This window comes from Streptomyces sp. 142MFCol3.1 (assembly GCF_000424945.1).
In the GTDB taxonomy this organism is placed as follows: Bacteria; Actinomycetota; Actinomycetes; order Streptomycetales; family Streptomycetaceae; genus Streptomyces; species Streptomyces siamensis.
Window position 1 is genome coordinate 142128 of record NZ_AUKV01000016.1, and the last position, 24925, is coordinate 167052.

The window sequence follows — 24925 nt, forward strand, 5'->3', positions numbered from 1 at the left end:
CCGAAGGAGTGCAACCCGTGCCCGGTGAGAACCTGTCCCGCGACGAGGCCCAGGAGCGGGCGGCGCTGCTGTCCGTCGACAGCTACGCGGTCTTCCTCGACCTGCGCTCGGCCGTCGGGGAGGCGGGGGCCGAGGGGGTGCCGCGCACGTTCCGCTCGGTCACCACCATCCGTTTCCGGTGCGCCGAGCCGGGCGCCGCCGCCTTCGCCGACCTGATCGCACCGAGCGTGACCTCGGTCTCGCTCAACGGGAAGGACCTCGACCCGGGGGAGGTCTTCGACGGCTCCCGGATCCAGCTGGAGGACCTGGCCGTGGAGAACGAGCTGGTGGTCGACGCCCAGTGCGCGTACTCGCGCACCGGTGAGGGCATGCACCGCTTCGTCGACCCCGAGGACGGCGAGGTGTACCTGTACACGCAGTACGAGCCCGCGGACTCGCGCCGTGTCTTCGCGAACTTCGAGCAGCCGGACCTCAAGGCTCCGTTCCGCTTCGAGGTGCGGGCCCCCGAGGGGTGGACGGTCTGGAGCAACGGCGCCGGTGAACTCTCGGACGGGCTCTGGAAGTTCGCGGAGACCAAGCCGATCTCGACGTACATCACCGCGGTCGTCGCCGGTCCGTACCACTACGTGACCGACCGCTACACGCGGACCTTCGATGACGGCACGACGCTGGAGATCCCCCTCGGCGCCATGTGCCGCAAGGGCCTCGCCCCCTACTTCGACGCCGACGACGTGTTCCTGGTGACGAAGCAGGGCCTGGACTTCTTCCACGACCACTTCGACTACCCGTACCCGTTCGGGAAGTACGACCAGGCGTTCGTGCCCGAGTACAACCTCGGTGCCATGGAGAACCCGGGTCTCGTCACCTTCCGCGAGGAGTACATCTTCCGCGGCAAGGTGACACAGGCCTCCTACGAGGGCCGGGCGAACGTCATCCTGCACGAGATGGCGCACATGTGGTTCGGCGACCTCGTCACCATGGTGTGGTGGGACGACCTGTGGCTGAAGGAGTCCTTCGCCGACTTCATGGGCACGTTCGCCAACGTCGGCGCGACCCGCTTCACGGACGCCTGGATCACCTTCGCCAACCGGCGCAAGGCCTGGGCGTACCGCGCGGACCAGCTGCCGTCCACCCACCCGATCACGGCCGACATCCGCGACCTCCAGGACGCCAAGCTCAACTTCGACGGCATCACGTACGCCAAGGGTGCCTCCGTGCTCAAGCAGCTGGTGGCGTACGTGGGCCAGGACGCCTTCCTCGACGGCGCCCGCCGCTACTTCAAGCGCCACGCCTACGGCAACACCCGCCTGGGCGACCTGCTGACGGCCCTGGAGGAGACGAGCGGACGGGACATGGCCGGCTGGGCGCGCTCCTGGCTCCAGACCGCGGGCGTCAACTCCCTGACCCCGCAGGTGATCCTGGACTCCGAGGGGCGCGTCACCGAGCTGGCGATCGTCCAGGAGGCCCCGGAGTCGCACCCCGAACTGCGCCCGCACCGGGTGGCGGTGGGCCTGTACCGGCGCGATGACGGGAACGGCCCGCTCGTGCGGTACGCGCGCGCCGAGATCGACGTCCACGGGCCGCGCACGGTCGTCGGCGAACTGGCCGGCGCCGAGGCGCCCGAGCTCGTCCTCGTCAACGACGAGGACCTCACGTACTGCAAGATCCGGTTCGACGAGGGTTCGCTGGCGACCCTGCGGGACGGGCTCGGCGAGATCACGGACCCGTTGGCGCGCGCCCTGTGCTGGTCGGCGCTGTGGAACATGACGCGCGACGCGCTGATGCCGGCCCGCGACTTCATCGACCTGGTCCTGCGGTTCGCGGGCCGCGAGTCCGACATCGGTGTGCTCCAGATGCTGCACGCCTGGGCGAACTCCGCGCTCACCCACTACGCGGCGCCGGACTGGCGCACTGAGGGCGGTCGGCTGCTCACCGAGGGCGCGCTGAAGGAACTGCGGCTCGCCGAGCCGGGCAGCCAGCACCAGCTCACCTGGGCCCGTTTCTTCGCGAACGTCGCGTCCGGCGAGGCCGATCTCCAGCTGCTCGAGGGCCTGCTGGGGGGTACGGCGAAGATCGACGGACTGGACGTCGATCAGGAGCTGCGCTGGGCGTTCCTGGAACCGCTGGCCGCGCACGGTGTCGCGGACGAGTCGGTGCTGGCCGCCGAACTCGCCCGTGACGACACCGCGTCCGGCAAGCGCCACCAGGTCCGCTGCCTGGCGGCGCGCCCCTCGGCGGCGGTGAAGGCGCAGGCCTGGGCGGCGGTGGTCGAGTCCGACTCGCTGTCCAACGCGCTCGTCGAGGCGACGATCGCGGGCTTCATGCAGCCGTCCCAGCGCGCGACGCTCGCCCCGTACGCGGCGAAGTACTTCGCGTCGATCGAGCGTGTCTGGGCCGAGCGGTCCATCCAGATCGGCATGGACGTCGTGAAGGGCCTGTTCCCCGCGCTGCGGGACTCGCAGGACACGCTGGACGCGACGGACGCGTGGCTGGCGGCGCACGAGGACGCGGCACCGGCGCTGCGGCGGCTGGTCCTGGAGGCGCGGGACGACCTGGCCCGGACGCTGCGCGGTCAGGCGTGCGACATCGCCGCGGCGGGCTGAGCCCGGCGCCCGGCTCGGGCGCGCCGGCTCCGACGAGGGTGATCCGGCGGAGGTGATCCGGCGGGCCCGTCACCCGCCCGCCGCACGGCACGGCATCGTGAGGGCACCGGCTCCGGCCGGTGCCCTCGGTCGTACCGGCCTCCGGCCGCACCGGCACCTCCGGTCGCACGGGCGTTCCGCGCAACGCTGTGCGAGTCGATCCTTCCGCTTGTCCGATGGGCGGCACCAGGTGGTTACGAAATACAGGTATTCAGAGCCGTAACCCGTATTACTTCCCGCCCGGACCTGCGCCTTTCGGCAGTCGAACGTCCGTACTTTAGGGCGCCCTTGTCTGCATTTGTCGACGGGCGTGTAACAGCGGTTAGAGGGCGGCTCCAGGGCGGGAAACCCCGGGGCATGAACCACAACACCCCGCTCTCCCCCCGCCCCCTGCACCACCTGTCCGACGCACAGCGGCGGGTCCTGACCTCCGCACAACTGCGCAGCCACGGCGTGACCGCCGCCGAGGCCAACGGACAGTGCCGCCCCGGCGGCCCCTGGCAGCAGATCCTCCCCGGCGTCTTCCTGCTGCACCCCGGCCCGCCCACCTCCGAGGAGCGCCTGCACGCGGTCCTGCTCTACGCCGCCCGCTCCCCCGCACCCGCCACCGCGCACACCATCCCCGCACAGCCCGGCGCCGAGGAGCCGCACGCCCCCCAGCCCTACGCGGACGCGCTGATCACGGGACTGGCGGCACTCACCCTGCACGGCTTCTCGTCGGCTCCGCCCCTGCCGTCCCTCGACCGGATCGACGTCCTCGTCCCCCGCCTGCGCCGGCTGCGCTCCACGGGCTGCGCCCGCATCGTCCGCATGCCCTCCCTGCCCGGCGGATCCTGGATCACCGGTGTCCCGGTCGCGCCCGTCCCCCGCGCCCTCGCCGACGCGGTCGCCGAACTGCCCGACGCGGGCGCCGTACGCCGCCTGCTGACGGAGGCGGTGCGCGACGGCCACTGCGACCCGGCCGTCGTGGTACGGGAGTTGACGCAGGCACGACTGCTGAGCCGCCCGCATGTGGTGGACGCGGTGGACGCGCTGCTCGCCGAGGGCCGCGCCATCGCCGAGCAGCGCCTGTACCGGATGGTCCGCGAACACGGGCTGCCCGACCCGGTCTGGAACGTGGATCTGCGGCTGCCGGGCGGTCCCCATCTGGGCGGTCTGGACGCCTACTGGCCGGAGCAGGCGGTCGCGCTGGAGCTGGACACCCGCGCGCCCCGCCAGGACGAGGACGCGCTGTGGTCCGAGTACGCCCGCAAGCGCGAGCATCTGGAGCGCCTCGGCATCACCGTCGTCCACATCACGCCGAGGAAGCTCCGCGACTCGACGGAGCAGCAGGCCACGGTGGTGCGCACCGCTCTGATGGCGTCGAGCGACCGCGAACCCGCGGCCTATGTCGTGGTGCTGCCCCGGTAGTGACGACCGGAGTCGGTGTCCGGAGGGGGAGGAGGGGCCGCCGGGCTGCCGGCGGCCCCTCCTCGCGTGCGGGTGCCCCGCCCCCCCTAGCGGGACTTCTCGCTGTTGGCGACGGTGGCGGTCTTCATGTCGCGCACGGGCGCCAGTTCCTGCCTGTGCGAGGAGACGAGGTCCTTCTGGATGGCGGTCTCGGCGCCGTGCCAGATGCCGAGCAGGCCGGTCTCCTCCTTGCACAGGGTGTCGGCGGTGGCCGTCTCGATCTCCGCCCGGGACGGCTTGTCGCCGGTCCACCGGGGATCGTTGTTCGCGTCGATCGGCGACGCGTACGCGAAGCCCTTGCCCTTCATGCACACCGACCAGGCCGCGAAGGCCGCCCGGGTCTTCGGGTCGGTGAGGGACTTCTCGTAGGACTGGCCGTCCAGCTCCTCCACGAGGGTGTCGTCGAGGTACGTGTCGGCCTGCCCGCCGGTGACCTCGGCGAGGGCCTGTCCGTAGCAGCCGTCCTTGGGGATCGTCTCCCCCGCCGCGGTCCTGGTCACCCGCTTCGGAGCAGCGGTGCGACCGGCCTGGTAGCCGTCGAGCGCGGCCTCCTCCGCGGGGCTGAACTCGGGTTCCTCGCCGCCCACTTCGCCGTCGCGGGCGAGGGAGGTGGTCTGCGCGAAGGCGGGCCGGTAGCCGTACTTGGCGGCCTCGGTGACGTTGTAGGTGCCATAGCGGAGGTCCTCGTGCGCTTCGAGGCCGTCGGCGACGGGCGCGGGCCGGAAGGTGAAGTCCTTGAACCCGAGGTCGACCATGCACGGCCCTACGAGCGCCCAGGTGGCCTGCCGGCTCCGTTCGTACTCCTCGGGCGAGAGCTGGTAGGCGTCCAGGGGCAGGGTCATACGGGCGACGGTGCGGACCACCGAGGCCTGCACCTTCGTCCGCCGGTCGGCGGCGCCGTCCGGGCCGGAGCCGGAGCCGTCGGCGCCGTGTCCCGCGCAGGCGGTCAGGGCGAATGCCGCCATCGAGGCCGCGGCCGCCAGGGAAGCTGTTCTTGCACGCATGGGTGGGGGGTTCCTTTCCTGGTCAGTGGGTTGCGGTGGCCTCAGTGGCCGGAGCCGTCCTCGTGGCGGGGGTACCAGTTCGTGGAGGAGTTCTTGTTCTTCAGCGCCGAGGTGAGGTTCTTGCGGCCCTGCGGCTTGAGCGAGTTGTAGGGGCCCTTCCACCAGCGGTCGCGGTGGACGCAGAAGGCGGTGTTGCGGGTACGGCTGTCCCAGGACGCGGCGTGGTCCTCCAGCCGCGTGCCCGCTCCGGGGCCCGTGCCGGGCTTGAACACCTCGCCGTCCAGGTTGTAGCCGCCGTTCCCGATCGTCGCCAGGGCTCCCTGCTGGTTGCTGTTGTAGTAGAAGCAGGCCATGCGGTCGTAGCAGCGGTGGGTCGGCGCGGCCGGGGCGACGTCGGCGGAGGCCGGGGAGGCCGAGGCCACCGGTATCGCGAGCAGCGCGGCGGCGAGCGACGGGATCAACAGGCGTGTATTTCTCACGGGTTCCTCTCAGCTCTTTTCTTTTCGTCAGGTGCGGGGGTGTCGGCCTGCACGGGAAGAGAGAAGGGGGAGAGGCGGGGCTACGGAACGAAGGGACACGGAAGAAGGACGTACGGAAGGAACAGGTGCGGAAGAGAAAAGGGAGAGAGAAGGCACGGCACACCCCCGTCATGGAGTCCGGCTGGTCACGGCCTGGTCAGGGCCGCCGGACACCTGATCACTCTAACCACACCGAGAACATGCGAAACAGGGCTCACAGTTGACGCCCGCGACCCGCGACGGACGGGCGGTCGCGCAAGCGGAATGGGCCCGCCACGGACTTTCGGGCCGGAATGCAGAAATCCGGCTGAGTGAAAGCGGTGAAGCGGAACTGGAATTGGCGTAATTCCACCCGTGGAACATGGCCGGTTCCACCGGCACGCCCGGACCCGTCCGCGTTGTCGGTGGCCCCCTCTACCGTGATGCCCACGCGAGGACAGGCACGACTGAGGCAGGACCGAAGAGACAGGAGAGGCCCGTGACGACGCTTCCCGGCCGCCCGAACACCGCACTGCTCGTCATCGACGTCCAGAACGGCGTGATGGAAGGCTGCCACGACCGCGACGGCGTGATCGCCAACATCGACGCCCTGGCCGCCAGGGCCCGCGCCGAGGGCGCGCCGGTGATCTGGGTCCAGCACTCCGACGACCATCTCAAGAAAGGCGGCGAGAGCTGGCAGTACGTGCCCGAGCTGGTCCGCCACGACACCGAGCCCCTGGTCCACAAGCTCTACGCCGACTCGTTCGAGGCCACCGGGCTGGAGGCGCTGCTCGCCGGACTGGGCGTGGGCCGTCTCGTCGTCACGGGCGCCCAGACCGACGCGTGCATCCGCTCCACCCTCCACGGCGGCTTCGTCCGGGGATACGACGTGACGCTGGTCGCCGACGCCCACACGACGGAGGACCTCACCGAGTACGGCGCACCGGCCCCCGCCCTGGTGATCTCCCACACCAACCTCTACTGGGCGGAGCAGAACGCACCCGGCCGCCGGGGCGACACCGTCGTCACGGCGGAGGTGAGCTTCGCATCGGCCGGCACCGCCTGACCGGAGCGCCGTGAGACCGGACGCTCCGGGTGCGGCCGGGCGGGTCGGCCCGCGGACGGATCCGGGTGCGGCCTCGCGGGTCAGCCCTTCTTGAGGACGAGCTCCGTGTTGCGGTCGCGGGAGGCGCCGGACAGGTCGGTGCGGGCTCCGGGCGCGTTGAAGGAGAGCTCCCGGTAGAGCGCCGCCAGCCCGGTCTGGCTGAGGTCGGAGAAGTCCGTGGCGTGCGGGGCCGCGGACTCGACGAGTGTGGTGAAGAGCGAGAGCGTGCCGTCCTTGTTGTCCACCAGCTCGATGACGCGGGCGAGTTGGGGGAAGTCGACGTGGGAGGCGGTGCAGATCTCCCAGAAGGAGCGGTTGCCGGGCACGGCGTGCGGGATGATCTCGTTCTTGTGGGTGTGACCGTTCACCCAGGCCAGGACGTTGGCGAAGCTCGCAAGGAGCGCGACGACCTCGTCGCCGCCGTGGCGCTTCTCGGCGGGGTGGGCCGGGTCGGCGTGGCGGTTGCGCATCGTCTTGCTGGTGTGGTGGCTGAAGACGACGGCGTAGGAGTCCTTGTTCTCGCGCAGGGTCCTCTCCAGCCAGCGGAGCTGCGCCGTGCCGATGGAGCCTTCGTAGTGGCCGCCGGGGTCGGTGGTGTCGAGGCTGACACCGATGACGTCCTCGGCGATACGGAACGTGTAGTACTGGGTGCCCGCGGCCAGGTTCGCCGAGGAGTAGCCGTGCCCGATCGGGCCGGGGCCGGTGTGCGCCGGGTCGAGGTGTGCGCGCAGATACTCGGTCGGCGTGAAGGGGGCGCGGTTCTCGTCGGGCGTGACCGAGCGCATCTGCCGGGCGTGCGACTTGAGCAGGTCCCGCAACGCGGTGCCCTTGGGGCTGCTGCCGTCCTTGATGCTCTTGGCCAGGGCGGTGCACTCGGCGTCGGGCAGCGACATCAGCTTCTTCCCGCCGACGGCGAAGTCGGTGAGGTAGGAGTCGCCGCGGGAGCCGTAGCAGCCGAGCGGCAGCGCGTCGTGGTTGCCGACGGTGGAGTACCAAGGCAGCTTCAGGCCGGGACTGCGGACCTCGCGGATCGCCGCCTCCAGGAAGCCCGGGAGGCGCGGGAAGCCGAGCTGCTTGTCGGCGTCGCGCAGCGCCGCGTCGGGCTGCCAGTACGTCTTGAGGCCGCTGGCCTGGACGCCTTCGTAGTGGCGCGGGTCGCCGCTGTTGGGGGTGATGCGGCCGCCGCTCATGACCTTCAGGAACCAGTCCAGTTCGGTCTTGGAGTTGTTGTCCGTGTTGTCCCCGGTGGTCATGACGAAGTGCAGCGGGGAGCCGGTGACGGGGGCTCCGCGCAGCGAGTTGACCCGTTCGACGAGCGAGACGGCGCCGGCGACGGTCAGGGTCTCCTGGGGGCGCCAGGCGCTCTTGTTCCGGGCGCGCAGGTACTCCAGACGCAACGGGTGCTGCGCGTCGACCAGGTGCAGGTCGGTGAGCTGCACGAACGCGGCGAGCGTGGTGCGCCGGTCGGCGCGGCCGGACTTGGCGGCGGCCAGCTCGTCGCGCAGGATCCGCGTCCAGCCGCGGCCGTCGCCGAGCCGCCGGTATCCGGTGGAGCCGGAGCGCGGGGCGGCGACGGACCGCAGGGTGGTGCCGCGCGTGTACGGGGCCGGCGCGGCGGGAGCCGGCGGGCGCACCGCGGTCGACCTCGCCCCGGTGTGCGCGAGGGAGTCGGCGACGGGCTCCTGACCGGTCGTGGCGGCGTGCGCCGGGGCGTCCGGGCGCAGGGCGAATCCGACCCCCACGGACAGGGACACGGCTCCGGTGGCGGCCAGCAGGGTGCGGCGGTCGAGGGCGGGTAGGGCGGCGACAGAACGTATGCGCGACATGGCGCGGTCTCCCCGAGTGCGAACGCGTCGGCAGTGGTCGCGGGGCGTCCGCCGTGCGAACTCCCCGCTCACACTGGATCGTTGGCACCGGGGGTGACCTGCGCGTTAACTGGGCCGCAACGACCGGCGCAGATCACCGTACGTGGATCTTGGACCACCCTGCGCGGTCATCGAGCCCTCTTCGCACGGCCCGGGGAGGGTCACTCCGTGTTCATCTCCCCGGGTACCGAACCTGGTTCCGGACCGCCGTGGACGGTTCGGGGCCCGAAGCGGGGCCACCGCCGCCGGGCCGGCGGGGGTCGGGGATCTCGCGGGCCGGCGGCGGAGGTTCACGGGGCGGCGCGGTGGCTCACGGGTTGGCGGGTGAGTACTCGGGCGCCGACCAGCGCAGGGGGCTGGCCGCCGGTGTCTCGACGACCCCGGTGACGGTGAAGCACACGCTCCGCTCCCCGTCGGGCGCGAACTCCGTGCGGGCCGTGCCGGTGAGCTGGAGCGTGGTCCCCGCCGTCCAGTCCACGAAGAGCAGTCCGGCCCGCGGGTCGGCCGCCAGGTTCCCGAGGGACAGGAACATGGAGTTCCCGGGATAGTCGGACCACCGCAGCTCGCCGGGCGCGGTGACGCGGACGAAGCCCGGGTTGCCGCCGCGATGACTGACGTCGGCGCCGTGTGCGTGCACCGTGGCGAGGAAGAAGGTGTCGGCCGCCGCCACGGACTCCGCCTGGGCGGGCGAGAGCCGGCTGCCGCGGCGCGGGGTGCCCGGGACGCGCCCGGTCGTCTCGTACGTCTCCCTTCTCTGCAGGTACTTCGGGCAGTTGGAGAAGACCTGGTCGGCCTCGACCGCGAGGCCGCGGGGGGTGGGTCTGGCACGGCCGTCCACACGCATGCGGCGGCGGGTCCGGGGGTCGAGCGCGATGGTGCCGACGGACGTCCCGGGGGTGCGGAGCGCGGGCGCGAGCGGATCGTCGGGCCGGAGCCCGCCCGTGACCGAGATCTGCCGGACGCCCGTGGCCCGGACGAAGCCGGGCGTGCCGGTGAGCAGCGCGGCCCAGACCGCGCCGGTGCCGGGGTCGGCGGCACCGAGGACCAGCATCGGCTGCTGCTCCAGGAAGGCTGCGGCCACCGGCCGGATGCCCTGCCCGATGGACCGGCCCACGTGGTCGGCGAGGTCACGGACGCCGACACGGTCCTGCACGGCGCGCGACCCGGAGTGATAGGTCATGGCGTCTCCTCGGGAAGCCGTCGGCCGGTCAGAAGAATCCGCAGGTGGGAGCGGCGGTGACCGGCGCCGTGGCCTCCTCGGCCCCGCTGGGCGCGTAGATCTCCAGCCGTGTGCCGTCCGGGTCGTGGAAGAAGATGCCGCCGGAGGCCGAGCCCTCGCGGTGGGCGACGACGCCGTCGTAGGCGAAGTCGACGCCGTAGTCGCGCAGTGCGCTCTCGTACTCCCTGACCTGCTCGATCGTGTCCACTTCGAGGGCGAGGTGGTGCAGGCCCGCACGGCCCTTGTCGTACGGAGTCCCCGCCTGCTGCCAGAGCGTGACGACCGGGCGGCCGTCGCCGCTCAGCGAGCCGAGGAAGGCGTACCGCCGCTCTTCCTCCTTGCCCTCGCCGAGCACCCCGAAGCCGAGGACGTCGCGATAGAAGGCGAGCGAGCGGTCGAGGTCGGTGACGTTCAGGCCGATGTGGCCGGTGCGCAAGGTCATGGCAGTCCCCTCTGTCGCTGGCAGCCCCACTCAGGAGCTAACCCTTGTCTGCGACTTTAACGGTTAGATCGAGGAGGTGCAACCGGTGACCTACCCTTGAGTGGTTAGCAGCGAGTGCCGCCGCGGCGACCGGCGGCGAAGGGAGCCCCGCCATGCCCACCCGCCCCGACCCGCGCCCGCTCACCGGGGAGCCGGTCTCGCTCGATCTGCTCAACACCCGCTGGAACCGCGAGGGCGAGACGCAGGACCTGCTGACGGACACCGGGGGGCTGGCCGTGTGGCTGGCGGCGAACGGGCTCGACTTCCCGGCCGGGGAGGCCGTCCTGCGACACACTCTCCAGGCACGCGACGCCCTCCGCGCGGCCGTCGACGAAATCTCCCCGCAGACCGTCGCGCGCGTCGACGCGGTCCTCGCGCACGGGCGGGTCCGCCTGACCCTGACCGAGCAGGGGCCGGCCGAGAACGCCGAGTTCGACGACCCCTCCTGGGGACCGGCCTGGCTGGCGGCCCGCGACTACCTCTCACTGCTGGAGACCGCCCCCGACCGCATCCGCGGCTGCGCCCACGAGGCGTGCATCCTGCACTTCTTCGACACCTCGCGGAACGGCACCCGCCGGTGGTGTTCGATGGCGTCGTGCGGTAACCGCGCGAAGGCATCTCGCCACTACGCGCGCACGAAGGAGAGCTGAGACGCCCCACATGTCCGGCGATACTCCGTCATAACCGGCGTGACGCATGGCGGAAGTACGCCATGACTCCATCCCGCCTCGGTCAACACTCCCCAAACAACTGCCCCTTAGGCAAAGCTGAGCGGTCATCCGGGTCCACATACCGGACTGATGCGATCGGCCCCCGAAGGACCCTCGGAGCCGGTCGCTCCGCGCTCGTTCCTTTACCTACAAGGGATGCAGATGACCTCCGACCCTCAGCGCGCTCCGATATCCGGCGCGAGACGCGCGGCCCGCATCGCCGTGGCGGCCGGCCTGGTGGCCGCGCTCTCCACGGCCGGGCCGATACCCATGGCCTTCTCGGCCGACGCCGGCGCACCGGCAGCCGACCCCGGCACCAAGTCCGCCGCCGCCAAGCTCGGTTCCGCCGACGCCGAACTCCTCACCGAAGCCAAGGCCGGCGGCGACAAGAACGTCACCATGATGATCGCCACCGCTCCCGGTCGGACCGAGCAGGTCGCCGCGGAACTGGACGCGGTCAAGGGCGGCTCCGTGGGCCGCACCTACGACAAGCTCGGGTACGTCCGGGCCACCGTCCCCACCGGCCGGGCCGACGCGGCCATCGCCGCCGCCGCGAAGCTCTCCTCGGTGCACGGGATCGACCTGCGCCAGGAGATCGCGCTGGACGACCCGACGCCGAGCGCCGACACCGCCAAGGGCGCCGAGGAGCAGGCCACTTCGACCGCCACGTACTCCGGCCCGTCCAAGAACACCCCCGCCGAGAACCCGTACAACCCGTCCTTCGAGACGGGCGCCGTCGACTTCGTGAAGGAGCACCCGAAGGCGGACGGCCGGGGCATCACCATCGGCATCCTCGACTCCGGTGTCGACCTCGGCCACCCCGCGCTGCAGAAGACGACGACCGGCGAGCGCAAGATCGTCGACTGGGTCACCGCGACCGACCCGATCGTGGACGGCGACGCGACCTGGCGCCCGATGGTCACCGCGGTGACCGGACCCACCTTCACCTACAGCGGCAGGACCTGGACGGCACCGGCCGGTTCGTACGAGATCAGCACCTTCCGCGAGTCGGTGACCGCGGGCGGTGACGCCAAGGGCGACGCCAACCGCGACGGCGACACCACCGACGCCTGGGGCGTGCTGTACGACCCGGCCGCAGGCACGGTCACCGTCGACCTGAACAACAACGGCGACTTCACCGACGACAAGCCGATGAAGCCGTACAAGGACGGCCACCAGATCGGCTACTTCGGCACCGACGACCCGACGACCGACGTCGCCGAGCGGCAGCCGTTCGTCGTCGAGATCCGCAAGGACGTCCCGATGGACCCCTACGGGGGCGACTGGGTCGGCAAGAAGGCCGACTTCGTCAACATCGGTGTCATCGAGTCCGAGCACGGCACCCACGTCGCCGGCATCACCTCCGCCAACGGCCTGTTCGGCGGGAAGATGAACGGCGCCGCGCCGGGCGCGAAGATCGTCTCCTCCCGGGCCTGCACCTGGACCGGCGGCTGCACCAACGTGGCGCTCACCGAGGGCATGATCGACCTCGTGGCCAACCGCGGCGTGGACATCGTCAACATGTCCATCGGCGGTCTGCCCGCGCTCAACGACGGCAACAACGCACGCGCCGAGCTCTACACGCGTCTCATCGACACCTACGGCGTACAGCTGGTGATCTCCGCGGGCAACTCAGGCCCCGGCGCGAACACCATCGGCGACCCGGGCCTGGCCGACAAGGTCATCTCGGTCGGCGCGACCATCTCCAGGCAGACCTGGGCGGCCAACTACGGCTCGCAGGTGGAGAAGTCGTACGCGATGATGCCGTTCTCCTCGCGCGGCCCGCGCGAGGACGGCGGCTTCACGCCGACGCTCAGCGCGCCCGGCGCCTCCATCAACTCCACGCAGACCTGGCTGCCGGGCTCCCCGGTCGCCGAGGCGGGCTACTCGCTGCCGGCCGGCTACTCGATGCTCCAGGGCACGTCGATGGCGTCGCCGCAGGCCGCGGGGGCGTCCGCGCTGCTGCTGAGCGCCGCCGAGCAGAAGGGCATCGAGCTCAAGCCCGCCACCCTGCGCACGGCACTGACCTCGACGGCCGACCACATCAAGGGTGTGCAGGCGTACGAGGAGGGCGCGGGCCTCATCAACATCCAGGACGCCTGGGACTCCGTCAAGGACGGCGCCACCGCGCACGACTACACCGTGAAGGCACCGGTCGACACCGCGATCGACTTCGCGCTGAAGACGCCGGGCTTCGGCACGGGCCTGTACGACCGCGAGGGCGGGCTCAAGGCCGGTGACAAGAAGACGTACGACATCACGCTGACCCGTACGTCGGGCGCCGACCGGGCGATCCGCCACGAGCTGCACTTCGAGAACAACGCCGGTGACACCTTCCGGATCGTCGGCTCCGACGAGGTGAAGCTGGGGCTGAACCAGCCGGTCACCGTCAAGGTGCAGGCGAACCCGCGGTCCGCGGGCCTCAAGAGCGCGATCCTTGAGGTCGACGACCCGAGGACCGAAGGCGTCGACAAGCAGGTCCTGACGACGGTCGTGGTCTCCGCACCGGTCAAGTACACCTACTCCGCGTCGGGTTCGGTGCAGCGCAACAGCACGCGGTCGTACTTCGTGACCGTTCCCGAGGGCGCCAGGTCGCTGGAGGTCGCGATCGGCGGGCTCAAGGACAAGAGCCAGACCCGGTTCATCTCGATCCACCCGTACGGCGTTCCGGTCGACAACACCTCGACGCCGTTCTGCTACAACAACTACCTCGACGGCAACGGCTGCAAGCCCGACGTGCGTTCGTACGCGGACCCGCAGGCCGGGGTCTGGGAGATCGAGGTCGAGTCGCGCCGCACGTCGCCGCTCCTCGACAACCCGTACGAGCTCGGCGTCTCCGTGCTCGGCGCGGACTTCGACCCGGCCGTCGTGACCGTCCCCGAGGCCAAGGTCGGCACCCCGGCCGCCGCCTCCTGGAAGGTGACGAACAAGTACGCCGCGCTCGACGGCACCCTCAAGGGCGGCCCGCTCGGTTCCTCCAAGAACGCGCGGCCGACCATCGGTGAGGGCGCCACGCAGACCACCACCGTGGAGGTGCCCGCGGGCGCCAAGTCCCTCGACGTCGCCATCGGCAACGTCTCGGACAACGCCGCCGACCTCGACCTGACGGTCTACGACTCCAAGGGCGCGCAGGTCGCGCAGTCCGCGGACGGCGACTCCGAGGAGGCCGTGTCCATCGCCTCCCCCGCCGCCGGGACCTACACCGTCGAGGTGGTCGGCTACTCGGTCCCGTCGGGCTCGACCGCCTACGACTACCAGGACGTGTTCTTCTCGTCCGCGCTCGGCACGGTCACGGTCGACGAGTCCGCGCCGGTCGAGCTCGGCACGGGCGACTCGGCGACGGTGTCCGGCTCGGTCACCGCGGCGGCCCCGGCGCCCGAGGGACGCGAGTTCTTCGGGCAGGTCCAGCTGGTGAACGCGCGCGGCACGGTCGCGGGCATCGGCAGCGTGAAGATCGACAAGGTCACGCCGTAGCGCGTGCGGGGCGTGCGCCGACGCGCGCGTCCCGCCGTGGGACGGGGCCCGGAAACGGGCGCCCGTCCGGACGGCACGGGGCGGGTGTCCGGAACCGGGCGCCCGCCCCTCGCCGCACCCGGGCCCGGCCGGCGCGTTCCCGGGCCCCGCCGGCCGCCGCACCCTCCCGGCCCCACGCCGGGCGGCCCTTTCGGCCCCCGCCGGGCGTGTCCCGCCACCCCGGCCGTGCGTCCCCTCCGCGCCGGCAGGACGTGCCCTCCGGGCGGTGGCCACGGAGCGCGCCCTCGGCCCGCGCCCGGCGATCCCCCCCGCCCGGCAAGGCCGTTCCGGCCGCTTCGGTGAAGCGCGCCCGCCGGTCCCGGCACCGGGCGTGCCCCCTCCGCCCCCGCGGGACGTGTCCTCGGATTCGGTCTGCTCACTCCTTGCAGGTCAGGCCGCGGGAGGCGGGCAGCGCGTCGAGGATCCGGGCCCGTTGCTCGGCGATGGCCTTCTCGCCCGTCGTCCACTGGTCGGCGGTCTCCTGGTGGCGCCGTACGGCGACGAGGGCGTGCTCGCCCTCGTGGAGCCGCGGAACGGAGTCCTCGGCCATCAGGAACGTCACCCGGTCGTCGCCCTTCGCCGGCTTGTAGGAGCGCTCCACGTCCAGGGTCACCCGGTCCTGCCCGCCGCCCGGCACCCGCTCGACCGCCCTCACCCTGCCCTCGACGACGAAACGGGCGCACGCGAGGTAGCCCGGAGCGCTGAGCGAGGAGCCCTCGCCGCTGCCGCGCTGGTCCGACTTCGCCGAGTCCGCCGAGCCTCCCCCGAGCGCCGATCCCCCGCCCTGCGCCAGCAGCCAGCTCATGCCGACGACCACCGCGGCCACCGCGGCGACCGCGAGCGTGCCGAGCGACACGGCGAGCACCCTTGGATGCCGGGAGCGCTTCCCCGGTCCGCCCGCCGGCCCCCGCTTCCCGGTCCGCCGCGGCCTCCTGGCCCGTGCCGCCTTCCCCGGGGCACCCGCCCCGTCCGTCTCCGACACCTTCCCGGCGTCCGCCAGGGCGTCCCCGATGAGTCCCAGCTGCTCCCGCAGCAGCGTCAGGTCCGCCGCCGCCGAGCGGTGTTCGGCCATGAACTCCGCGTCTTCGCGCGCTCCTTCGGGCAACGGCTCGTCAGTGATCGCGGCCAGCAGCGCGTCCACACCTTCGTACTCGGCCACGTCACACCACCTCGTCCTCGTGCAGGCGGGCACGCAGGGCGCGCACCGCGGCGTGCAGCCGGCTCTTGACCGTGCCCTCCGGGACGCCGAGCTCCTCGGCGATCCCGCGCACGGACAGATCGGCGTAGAAGCGCAGGACGAGCACCTGACGCTGGGCGTCGGGCAGTTCGTCCAGTCCCTGGGCGACCGCCAGCGAGAGCACGCTGGAGTCCTCGCCCGAGGGGTGCTCCAGCTGCCTCAGCGAGGCGAGACGTTCACCGAGCCGCTCCTGTCGGCGCTTGGCCCGGTGCCAGTCCATCGCCAGGTTCGAGGCGACGACCGCCGCCCACGCCGACACGTCGCGCGGTGCCTCGTCCCCCTTCGCCGCGCGCTCCAGCAACCGCAGGCGGACCTGCTGCACCCCGTCCGGCAGGTCCGCCTGCGGTACACCGCCGAGCGCGAGCACCGCGCGCACCCGGCGTTCCTGGGCCGCGTCCAGGGGGTCGTCCACCCCCTGAGCGCCGCGGGCCTTTCTGCGCAGCACAGCCACCCCTCCCCTTCCCGCGTTTCCTCTACGACGCGGGTGCGGGCCGAAACGTTCGGCCCTGTTCGGCGCAGTTTTCCGGACCACCGCCCTCCACATTCCCCACCCCTCGACTTCACATGATCCTCACTGTCAGCATGTGCCTCATGACGCACATCACCAAAGGAGCCAACACCCCTGTCCCGGCAGCTCTGTTGCGGGTCGCCGTCTGTCGTCGCGACCTCCCCGGCACGCCGCCCGTGGACGCCTCGGCCCTGCTGCTCGACGCGGCCGGCAAGGTGCGCGGCGACGCCGACCTCGTCTTCTACAACCAGCCGGCGCATCCTTCGGGGGCCGTGCGGCACGCCGGCAACGCGAACGGCGACGGGCAGCTCGCCGAATGGCTGGAGCTGGACCTGCCGCGCGTCGAGCCGCAGGTGCAGCGGGTAGTGATCGCCGGTTCCTGCGACGGCGGGGTCTTCGGCGAGGTGCCCGGCCTCGCCGTGCAGGCGCTGACCGGTGACGGTGCGGTCGTGGCGCACTACGAGGTCACGGACGCGTCGAGCGAGACGGCCTTCGTGCTCGGCGAGTTCTACCGGCGCAACGGGGAGTGGAAGTTCCGGGCGGTCGGCCAGGGGTACGCGTCGGGTCTCGCGGGGCTGGCCACGGACTTCGGCATCGCGGTGGAGGAGGAGCCGGCCGGGCCCCAGCCGTTCGGCGCGGTGCCCCCGCCGCCGTCGGGTCCGGTACCGCTGGACACCGTGCCCTCGAAGACGACGGGACCGGGACCGATACCGATACCGGCGGACGCGGTGCCGACGCCGCCGGGACCCGGTCCGGTGGGCGTCGTACCGCCGGTCCCGCAAGGTGGCGCCCCGTTCCCGTTCGGGCCCGGCTTCGCGCCCGTCGTGCAGCGCGGCCGCGGTCAGGGAGTCGTCAGCGTGGGCGGGTCCGTCCCTCCCGGTCCCGTGCTCGTCGATGCCTGGCACCAGGGCGAGGGCTACATCTACGCGTACACGCTCACCAAGCGGAACAAGGACGACAAGCTCGTCTTCAACAACACCATCACCGACTTCCACGGGCGGGCGCTCGTCTTCCAGGGGGACGACCGGCGCCTGCGGCTGCGGGTCACCGGTGACAACGACTGGACGGTGTCCCTCCAGCCGCTGTCGGCGGTGCGCCATCTCCAAGGCACCGTGCAGGGCATCGGCCCCGAGGTGCTCGCCTACACGGGCACGGAGGCCGACGTCGACGCGGAGTTCGCCGGCGACAGCGACGGCGACGGCTCGTTCGTCGTGTGGAGCGTGGACGCGCACAACCTCCAGGGCTCCCAGGACCTGATCTTCAACGACGTCGGACGGCTCCGGCAGACCGCGCCCGTCCCGGCGGGCCCGCTGCTGCTGCTCGTCGAGGCCGACGGCCCCTGGCAGCTGACCGCCCGGCCGCTGCCCGCCCTCGACCCCGGCCCGGCCATGACGTTCGAGCCGCCGGCCGCCACCGTGCCGCAGGCGCCTCCCACCGCGGTCCCCCCGGCACCTCCCGCCGCCGTCCCCGCGGCGCCGCCCGCCCAGCCGTACGCGGACGCGGGCGACGGCGCGGCCAAGGACGGGCCCCGCACGAAGGGCCTCCTCGGCCGCTTCGGCCGCGCCAAGGAGGAGCACTCGGGCCGCGGCGCGAAGACGGTCACGCTGGTCAACCCGGAGCCGGGGAAGCCCGCGATCCTCGAATACTCGATCAAGGACGAGAACGGGTACGGCGGCTACCGGGTCGAGCGGCTGGACGAGTACGACGACGCCGACAAGTTCATCGAATCGAGCACGCACGGGGTGGAGGGCCGCACCCTCGTGTTCGGTTCGGGCGAGAGCGAGGTCCGGCTGCGGCTGGAGCGCGTGGGCGCGTGGAGTCTGCGCCTGCTGCCCGTCGAGGCCGCGACACCGCTGACCGGGAAGACGGAGGGCAAGGGCAGCACGGTGTTCCGCTACACCGGACCGCCCGCGGTGCAGTCCCTGCGCCGCCTCACCCGGGACGAGGATCCGCTGGAAACCTCCGTCGTCCAGGCGGACGGCAGGAAGAGCATGAGCGCGAGCACGGCGGGGCGGCGCCGGCCCGTCGTCGGCCCCCTGTCGGTGTCGGCGGCCGGATACTGCCACCTCCTGGTCACCGCCCGTCACACGACCGGCTGGCAGATCGAGCCGGCCTCCCTCGACACCGTGCCCGCGTTCACCGACAAGGTGTCGGGGCAGGGCTACGCAGTCGTCCGTCACACCGGCCCGGCGGCCGAGATGATGGTCCGCTACGAGGTGCGCGGCCTGCTCGACCTCATCGCCCTGTGGGAGCTCGACGAGCGCCTCGAACCGATCCGCCGGATCAGCATGGCCACCGGTCTCCAGCACATACCGCAGGGCATCGTCCAGGTCAGGACGAGCGGCGGCGGCAAGTGGACCATCGAGGCGCGCGGCTGACACCGCCGCGCACACTCCACCGGCCCGGAGTCGTACGTCACACCGCTCGGCGCCGAGGGGCGGCGGCCGCGCCGTACGGCTTGCGGTCCGGGGCGTGCGGCGGACGGTTTTCTTCGGACCGGAGGCAGCCGGCACCGGACGATCGGGGCGGGTCCACCCGTTCCGGGCGTCCCACTCCTCGGTCACCACGACGAAAGGATTGGACACGCGGGGACTGGTGAGACGCATCATGGAAGCGCTGGACCACGTGAAACGCACGCAGAGGGAGTCGCCGTGAAGGTCGGAATCGTCGGAGCCACCGGTCAGGTCGGCACGGTCATGCGCAGGATCCTGGTCGAGCGGGAGTTCCCGGTCGAGGAGCTGCGCCTGTTCGCCTCGGCCCGCTCGGCCGGGACGGAGATCGACGGTGTGACGGTGGAGGACGCTTCCACGGCGGACTACTCGGGCCTGGACATCGTGCTGTTCTCGGCGGGCGGCGCGACCTCGCGCGCGCTGGCCGAGAAGGTCGCCTCCCAGGGCGCCGTCGTGATCGACAACTCCTCCGCCTGGCGCAAGGACCCCGAGGTGCCCCTGGTGGTGTCCGAGGTGAACCCGCACGCGATCGCGGACCGCCCCAAGGGCATCATCGCCAACCCGAACTGCACGACGATGGCCGCCATGCCGGTGCTGAAGCCGCTGCACGAGGAGGCGGGCCTGGAGGCGCTGGTCGTCGCCACCTACCAGGCGGTCTCCGGCTCCGGCCTCGCGGGCGTCGCCGAGCTGCACGGCCAGGCCATGAAGGTCGTGGCCGACGCCGACAGGCTGACCCACGACGGCGAGGCGGTCGACTTCCCCGAGCCGCAGGTCTACAAGCGCCCCATCGCGTTCAACGTGCTCCCGCTGGCCGGTTCCGTCGTCGACGACGGGCTGAACGAGACCGACGAGGAGCAGAAGCTCCGCAACGAGTCCCGCAAGATCCTGGAGATCCCGGCCCTGAAGGTCTCCGGCACCTGCGTCCGGGTCCCGGTCTTCTCCGGGCACTCCCTCCAGGTGAACGCCCGCTTCGCGCGTCCGCTGAGCGCCGAGCGCGCCACGGAGCTGCTCGCGGGCGCCCCCGGCGTGGCCCTCTCCGACATCCCGACCCCGCTCCAGGCCGCCGGCAAGGACGCCTCGTATGTGGGCCGGATCCGCTCGGACGAGACGGTCGAGCACGGCATCGCCCTCTTCATCTCGAACGACAACCTCCGCAAGGGTGCCGCGCTGAACGCGGTCCAGATCGCGGAGCTGGTCGCCGCCGAGCTGCGCGGCTGACCTTCCGGGACGCTACACACAGCCCCCGGGGCGGGACCTGACCGGTCCCGCCCCGGGGGCTGTGTGCCGGCGGGGCGGCGCGCCTCGTGGCGTCAGGGGCGGCGCACCTCGTAGAGGAAGCAGCCGTACTCCACGGCCCGCACATGGACGAGGGCCACCTCGGGGTCGGCGAAGGCCTCGTCGAAGGCGTCATCGAACTCCGCGGGGGCCGCCACGAGCCGCCCGCCGAGGATGCGGCCGTCCGCGGAGTAGCGGCGCACCGTGCGGTGGGCGTTCGTGAACGGAAGGCCGCCGTCCGGCCCCGCGCACTCCTCGGCGTGCACGAAGACGGGCCCCTGCTCGTCGTACGCCCCGGGATCGGCCCCCGACTCGGCGGCCCACCGCCGCAGCGGCGCGTAGGAGACGAGCACGATCCGCTCCCCCGGCTCGCTGCGGCGCAGACAGCAGCGCAGCGGGGCGCCCCCCTCGTCGTCCACGAGGGGGACACGGCGGCGGCCCGCGTCGTCGGTGTCGCGGAGCTCCTTCAGGACGGCCGGCAGGACGGCTTGTGCGGTGTACGTCGTCATGTGTCCAGGCTCGCGCCCGCCGGGGGCCCGCACCGGCGGGAAACGGACATCGCGTTCGGTGCAGGTCCCGTGGAAGGATGGCGCAACCCACACATAACGAGGAGATGACCGCGTGCCTGGCACAAACCTGACCCGCGAAGAGGCGCAGCAGCGCGCGAAGCTGCTCACCGTTGACTCGTACGAGGTCGATCTCGACCTCTCCGGCGCGCAGGAGGGCGGCACCTACAGGTCCGTGACCACGGTGCGCTTCGACTCCGCCGAGACCGGCGCGGAGTCCTTCATCGACCTGGTGGCCCCGACCGTCCACGAGGTCACCCTGAACGGGGACGCGCTCGACCCGTCGGAGGTCTTCGCCGACTCGCGGATCGCGCTGCCCAACCTGCTGGAGGGCCGCAACGTGCTCCGCGTGGTCGCCGACTGCGCGTACACCAACACCGGTGAGGGTCTGCACCGGTTCGTCGACCCGGTCGACGAGCAGGCCTACCTGTACACCCAGTTCGAGGTCCCGGACGCCCGGCGCGTGTTCGCCTCCTTCGAGCAGCCCGACCTGAAGGCCACCTTCCAGTTCACCGTGAAGGCGCCCTCGGGCTGGACCGTCATCTCCAACTCGCCGGCGCCGGAGCCCAAGGACGACGTCTGGGCGTTCGAGCCGACGCCGCGGATCTCGACGTACATCACCGCGCTGATCGTGGGCCCGTACCACTCGGTGCACAGCGTGTACGAGAAGGACGGGCAGTCCGTCCCGCTCGGCATCTACTGCCGCCCCTCGCTCGCCGAGTTCCTCGACTCGGACGCGATCTTCGAGGTCACCCGGCAGGGCTTCGACTGGTTCCAGGAGAAGTTCGACTACGCGTACCCGTTCAAGAAGTACGACCAGCTGTTCGTGCCCGAGTTCAACGCGGGCGCCATGGAGAACGCCGGTGCCGTGACCATCCGGGACCAGTACGTCTTCCGGTCCAAGGTGACGGACGCGGCGTACGAGGTGCGTGCCGAGACCATCCTGCACGAGCTGGCCCACATGTGGTTCGGCGACCTCGTGACCATGGAGTGGTGGAACGACCTCTGGCTGAACGAGTCCTTCGCCACCTACACCTCCATCGCCTGTCAGGCGTACGCGCCGGACAGCCGCTGGCCGCACTCGTGGACCACGTTCGCCAACTCCATGAAGACGTGGGCGTACCGGCAGGACCAGCTCCCGTCGACCCACCCGATCATGGCCGAGATCCGCGACCTGGACGACGTCCTCGTCAACTTCGACGGCATCACCTACGCCAAGGGCGCCAGCGTCCTGAAGCAGCTCGTCGCCTACGTCGGCATGGACGAGTTCTTCCGCGGCGTGCAGGCCTACTTCAAGGCGCACGCGTTCGGCAACACGCGCCTGTCCGACCTGCTGGGCGCCCTGGAGGAGACGTCCGGACGCGACCTGAAGACCTGGTCGCAGAAGTGGCTCCAGACCGCGGGCATCAACATCCTGCGCCCGGAGGTCGAGACGGACGCGGACGGCGTCATCACGTCCTTCGCGATCCGTCAGGAGGCCCCGGCGCTGCCCGCCGGCGCGAAGGGCGAGCCGACGCTGCGCCCGCACCGCATCGCGGTGGGCCTGTACGACCTGGACGCGGACAGCGGCAAGCTGGTGCGCGGCGAGCGCGTCGAACTGGACGTGGACGGCGAACTGACCGCCGTGCCGCAGCTCGTCGGCAAGGCCCGCCCGGCCGTCGTCCTGCTCAACGACGACGACCTGTCGTACGCCAAGGTGCGTCTGGACGAGGCCTCGCTGGCCTTCGTCACCGAGCACCTCGGCGACTTCGAGGCCTCCCTGCCGCGCGCCCTGTGCTGGGCGTCCGCCTGGGACATGACGCGTGACGCGGAGCTCGCGACCCGCGACTACCTGTCCCTGGTGCTGTCCGGCATCGGCAAGGAGTCCGACATCGGCGTGGTGCAGTCCCTGCACCGCCAGGTGAAGCTGGCGATCGAGCTGTACGCCGACCCGTCGGCCCGCGAGGCCCTGCTGACCCGCTGGACCGACGCGACGCTCGCCCACCTGCGCGCGGCCGAGCCGGGCAGCGACCACCAGCTGGCCTGGGCGCGTGCCTTCGCGGCGACCGCCCGTACGCCGGAGCAGCTGGACCTCCTGGAGGCGCTGCTCGAAGGCCGCGAGACCATCGAGGGTCTCGCCGTCGACACCGAGCTGCGCTGGGCGTTCGTGGAGCGGCTGGCGGCCGTCGGGCGCTTCGACGAGGCGGAGATCGCCTCCGAGTACGAGCGCGACAAGACGGCGGCCGGCGAGCGGCACGCGGCCACGGCCCGTGCGGCCCGTCCCACCGAGGAGGCCAAGGCGGAGGCGTGGGCCTCGGTCGTCGAGTCGGACAAGCTCCCGAACGCCGTGCAGGAGGCGGTCATCGCGGGCTTCGTGCAGACCGACCAGCGTGAGCTGCTGGCGCCCTACACGGACCGGTTCTTCGACGTGGTCAAGGACGTCTGGGACGCCCGGTCGCACGAGATGGCGCAGCAGATCGCCGTCGGTCTCTACCCGTCCGTGCAGGTCTTCGAGGACACCCTCGCCAAGACGGACGCGTGGCTGGCCGCCGCCGAGCCCAACGCGGCCCTGCGGCGCCTGGTCTCGGAGTCCCGCTCGGGCGTCGAGCGGGCCCTGAAGGCGCAGCGGGCCGACGCGCAGGCGGCGACCGCCTAGGGCCGGTCTGACCGTTCGCGGCGTCGCCCGAAGGGCGGCCCGGCGGCGTCAGGCGGGTGCGCTCGGTGTGCCGGGCGCGGCCCCTCGTACTGGATGTACTCGGGGCTGTGTCCGGTGCGGCGAGCGTGCGTGGATGGCGTCGCCGGGCAGGCGGCCATGGTCGGACGGGGCCGGGCGGCGGGCGGGTGACCGGGCCGGTCACCCGCCCGGCGCGCACACCAGACGGGCCGTGTCGAGCATGGTCCGCACATGCAGTCCGGTCTGCGCGGACACCGGCACCCACCGCAGGTCGTACGACTTCTGCAGTTCCTGGCACCACTCTCGCACGAGGTCCGCGAGGACGGCGGCCGTGTCGGGTCGGGTGCGGGCCAGGGCCCGGCGCATCATGGCCGCCGCGCGCAGCGGGATGCGGCGCGCGGAGATCCCGAGGGTCGCGAAGTGCCCCTGGTGGGCGCTCGGTTCCTCCGCGGCCCAGGTCCGCACGATCGACGGCGCCACCTCGACGAGTTCGCGTGCCGCGTCGTAGAGCGGCATCAGGTCGTCGGGTACGTCGGCGGCCGTCCGGCCGCCGAGCGCCTCCGCGAGTTCCCGGGTGTGTCCCAGCAGGACGTCGCCGACGCGCGCGATCTCCCGATCCGGGGCGCCGGCGGGGCGTGCGTCGCTCATCGCCGGCACGCACCAGGCCGGGGTCTCGACCAGGACGGTGAGGGTGCCGTACCGGCGGGGGTAGAGCCAGGTGCTCTCGGCGACGAAACCGCTCGGGTCCCGTTCGCCGCCGCCGCGCTCGTCGGGCAGCAACAGGACGCCGGGCGCGTCCAGCCGCCAGTCGGGGCCGTCGCAGGGGTGCCGGTCGAGAGGGATCCGCAGGCGGGCGGCCGTCCTCCTGAAGGCGTCGGCCGCGCCGGGCACCTCCCGCGTCGCCATCATGAAGGCGGCGCCGACCTCGATGCCGTGCAGCGTGAACTGTGCGACGGGCCGCAGTTCGTCGAGCAGCCGCACGAGCGCCCTCGACTCCGGGAGCGGTGCGCGGGGCTCGTCGGGGGCGGGCAGCGACTCCGGCTGGCGGGCGAACGCCGGCCGGTAGAAGGCGCGGTGGCACTCCTCCAGGGAGGGTTGCGGCTCCTCGGGCGTCCAGCCGTGCGCGAGCCGCGCGCCGTCCGGGTCGAGGCAGAGCAGGAAGTGCCAGGTGCAGTCGAGGCGTTCGAGCAGCCCGGGCCGGCGGGCGAACAGCGTGGCGAGGCGGAGCACGGAGGTGCCGCCCACCGGTTCGTTGGCGTGCGCGCCGGCGACGGTGAGGATCTGCCGGTCCCCGTGCCCGGCGGACAGCAGCCACAGCGGGTGCCCGGCGCGGCTCTCGCCGGCCGGGCGCAGCCGCAGCACCCGCGGTGCCGCGGCGACCAGCGCGCGGGCCCGCCGCTCCAGTTCGTCGACGGCCGGGTAGACCGGATGGAGCGGTGTCCGCACGCTGGTCCTCCGATCAGGCGCCCTGGGAGTTACTGTCCCCAGTGGTCTCCTTCTTGTCCAGCGGGCGAATCACGATCTTGGTAGGCATGCCGACTCCTCTCCGTTCACAACCTGGGGTGTGCTGAGGGGTGTTGTCCGAGCGACGGGGGCACTCAGCCGCCGTTGCCTCCGCTGCTGTCGCCCGTGGTCTCCTTCTTGTCCAGCGGGCGGATCACGATCTTGGTGGGCACGTCAACTCCTCACCTCTGTTGTGGGGTTGCGCTCTCCGACCTCATGGTCGATCACTCTTGTCAAGGCTCGACTCG

The 24925-nt window shown here is 72.0% G+C and carries 17 protein-coding genes; 8 read left to right on the forward strand and 9 right to left on the reverse strand.

Going from position 1 to position 24925, the window contains the following annotated elements; genetic code table 11:
- Positions 1-17 precede the first annotated feature (17 nt).
- Together pepN (H305_RS0124095) and H305_RS0124100 are read left to right on the forward strand one after the other, a co-directional pair.
- Complete coding sequence (gene pepN / locus H305_RS0124095) at positions 18-2603, forward strand: aminopeptidase N (protein WP_028802655.1); 2586 nt, start codon at positions 18-20, stop codon at positions 2601-2603.
- Positions 2604-2999: 396 nt separating this feature from the next.
- On the forward strand, positions 3000-4052 hold the full coding sequence (locus tag H305_RS0124100; RefSeq protein WP_028802656.1) for a hypothetical protein: 1053 nt from the start codon (positions 3000-3002) through the stop codon (positions 4050-4052).
- A gap of 86 nt (positions 4053-4138) precedes the next feature.
- Here the strand turns inward: H305_RS0124100 and H305_RS0124105 are convergent, their stop codons facing one another.
- Both H305_RS0124105 and H305_RS0124110 read right to left on the reverse strand, forming a co-directional pair.
- On the reverse strand, positions 4139-5095 hold the full coding sequence (locus tag H305_RS0124105; RefSeq protein ID WP_158690569.1) for a hypothetical protein: 957 nt from the start codon (positions 5093-5095) through the stop codon (positions 4139-4141).
- 41 nt (positions 5096-5136) lie between these two features.
- Positions 5137-5574 (reverse strand): hypothetical protein, encoded by a 438-nt coding sequence (locus H305_RS0124110; protein WP_158690570.1) that lies wholly within the window; start codon positions 5572-5574, stop codon positions 5137-5139.
- 517 nt (positions 5575-6091) lie between these two features.
- Between H305_RS0124110 and H305_RS0124115 the strand changes: the two genes are divergently transcribed.
- On the forward strand, positions 6092-6658 hold the full coding sequence (locus H305_RS0124115) for a cysteine hydrolase family protein (RefSeq protein WP_028802659.1): 567 nt from the start codon (positions 6092-6094) through the stop codon (positions 6656-6658).
- An 80-nt stretch (positions 6659-6738) separates the two neighbouring features.
- Here H305_RS0124115 and H305_RS0124120 read toward each other — a convergent pair whose 3' ends face one another.
- From H305_RS0124120 to H305_RS0124130, 3 genes are all read right to left on the reverse strand, one after another.
- Positions 6739-8523 (reverse strand): TIGR03767 family metallophosphoesterase, encoded by a 1785-nt coding sequence (locus H305_RS0124120; protein ID WP_028802660.1) that lies wholly within the window; start codon positions 8521-8523, stop codon positions 6739-6741.
- Positions 8524-8872: 349 nt separating this feature from the next.
- Positions 8873-9742 carry a pyridoxamine 5'-phosphate oxidase family protein gene (locus H305_RS0124125; RefSeq protein ID WP_028802661.1) on the reverse strand — a complete coding sequence of 290 codons (870 nt, stop codon included), beginning with the start codon at positions 9740-9742 and terminating at the stop codon, positions 8873-8875.
- Between the two features lie 28 nt (positions 9743-9770).
- Complete coding sequence (locus H305_RS0124130; protein WP_028802662.1) at positions 9771-10223, reverse strand: VOC family protein; 453 nt, start codon at positions 10221-10223, stop codon at positions 9771-9773.
- 152 nt (positions 10224-10375) lie between these two features.
- On the opposite strand from H305_RS0124130, the gene H305_RS0124135 reads away from it, so the two are divergent.
- Entirely contained in the window at positions 10376-10912 is a 537-nt protein-coding gene (locus H305_RS0124135; RefSeq protein WP_028802663.1) for a CGNR zinc finger domain-containing protein, read from the forward strand.
- A 222-nt stretch (positions 10913-11134) separates the two neighbouring features.
- Complete coding sequence (locus tag H305_RS0124140; RefSeq protein WP_028802664.1) at positions 11135-14446, forward strand: S8 family serine peptidase; 3312 nt, start codon at positions 11135-11137, stop codon at positions 14444-14446.
- A gap of 415 nt (positions 14447-14861) precedes the next feature.
- Here H305_RS0124140 and H305_RS0124145 read toward each other — a convergent pair whose 3' ends face one another.
- Positions 14862-15644, reverse strand: a complete 783-nt coding sequence (locus H305_RS0124145; RefSeq protein WP_028802665.1) for a hypothetical protein — start codon at positions 15642-15644, stop codon at positions 14862-14864.
- Position 15645: 1 nt separating this feature from the next.
- Complete coding sequence (locus H305_RS0124150; RefSeq protein WP_028802666.1) at positions 15646-16167, reverse strand: sigma-70 family RNA polymerase sigma factor; 522 nt, start codon at positions 16165-16167, stop codon at positions 15646-15648.
- Between the two features lie 146 nt (positions 16168-16313).
- Between H305_RS0124150 and H305_RS52565 the strand changes: the two genes are divergently transcribed.
- Positions 16314-18608, forward strand: a complete 2295-nt coding sequence (locus tag H305_RS52565; protein ID WP_199791450.1) for a TerD family protein — start codon at positions 16314-16316, stop codon at positions 18606-18608.
- A 273-nt stretch (positions 18609-18881) separates the two neighbouring features.
- Positions 18882-19898 (forward strand): aspartate-semialdehyde dehydrogenase, encoded by a 1017-nt coding sequence (locus tag H305_RS0124160; protein ID WP_028802667.1) that lies wholly within the window; start codon positions 18882-18884, stop codon positions 19896-19898.
- 92 nt (positions 19899-19990) lie between these two features.
- Here H305_RS0124160 and H305_RS0124165 read toward each other — a convergent pair whose 3' ends face one another.
- On the reverse strand, positions 19991-20464 hold the full coding sequence (locus H305_RS0124165; protein ID WP_028802668.1) for a DUF1203 domain-containing protein: 474 nt from the start codon (positions 20462-20464) through the stop codon (positions 19991-19993).
- A gap of 112 nt (positions 20465-20576) precedes the next feature.
- On the opposite strand from H305_RS0124165, the gene pepN (H305_RS0124170) reads away from it, so the two are divergent.
- On the forward strand, positions 20577-23156 hold the full coding sequence (gene pepN / locus H305_RS0124170; protein WP_028802669.1) for an aminopeptidase N: 2580 nt from the start codon (positions 20577-20579) through the stop codon (positions 23154-23156).
- Positions 23157-23354: 198 nt separating this feature from the next.
- Here pepN (H305_RS0124170) and H305_RS0124175 read toward each other — a convergent pair whose 3' ends face one another.
- Positions 23355-24620 carry a M14 family zinc carboxypeptidase gene (locus H305_RS0124175; RefSeq protein ID WP_028802670.1) on the reverse strand — a complete coding sequence of 422 codons (1266 nt, stop codon included), beginning with the start codon at positions 24618-24620 and terminating at the stop codon, positions 23355-23357.
- Between the last annotated feature and the right edge of the window lie 305 nt (positions 24621-24925).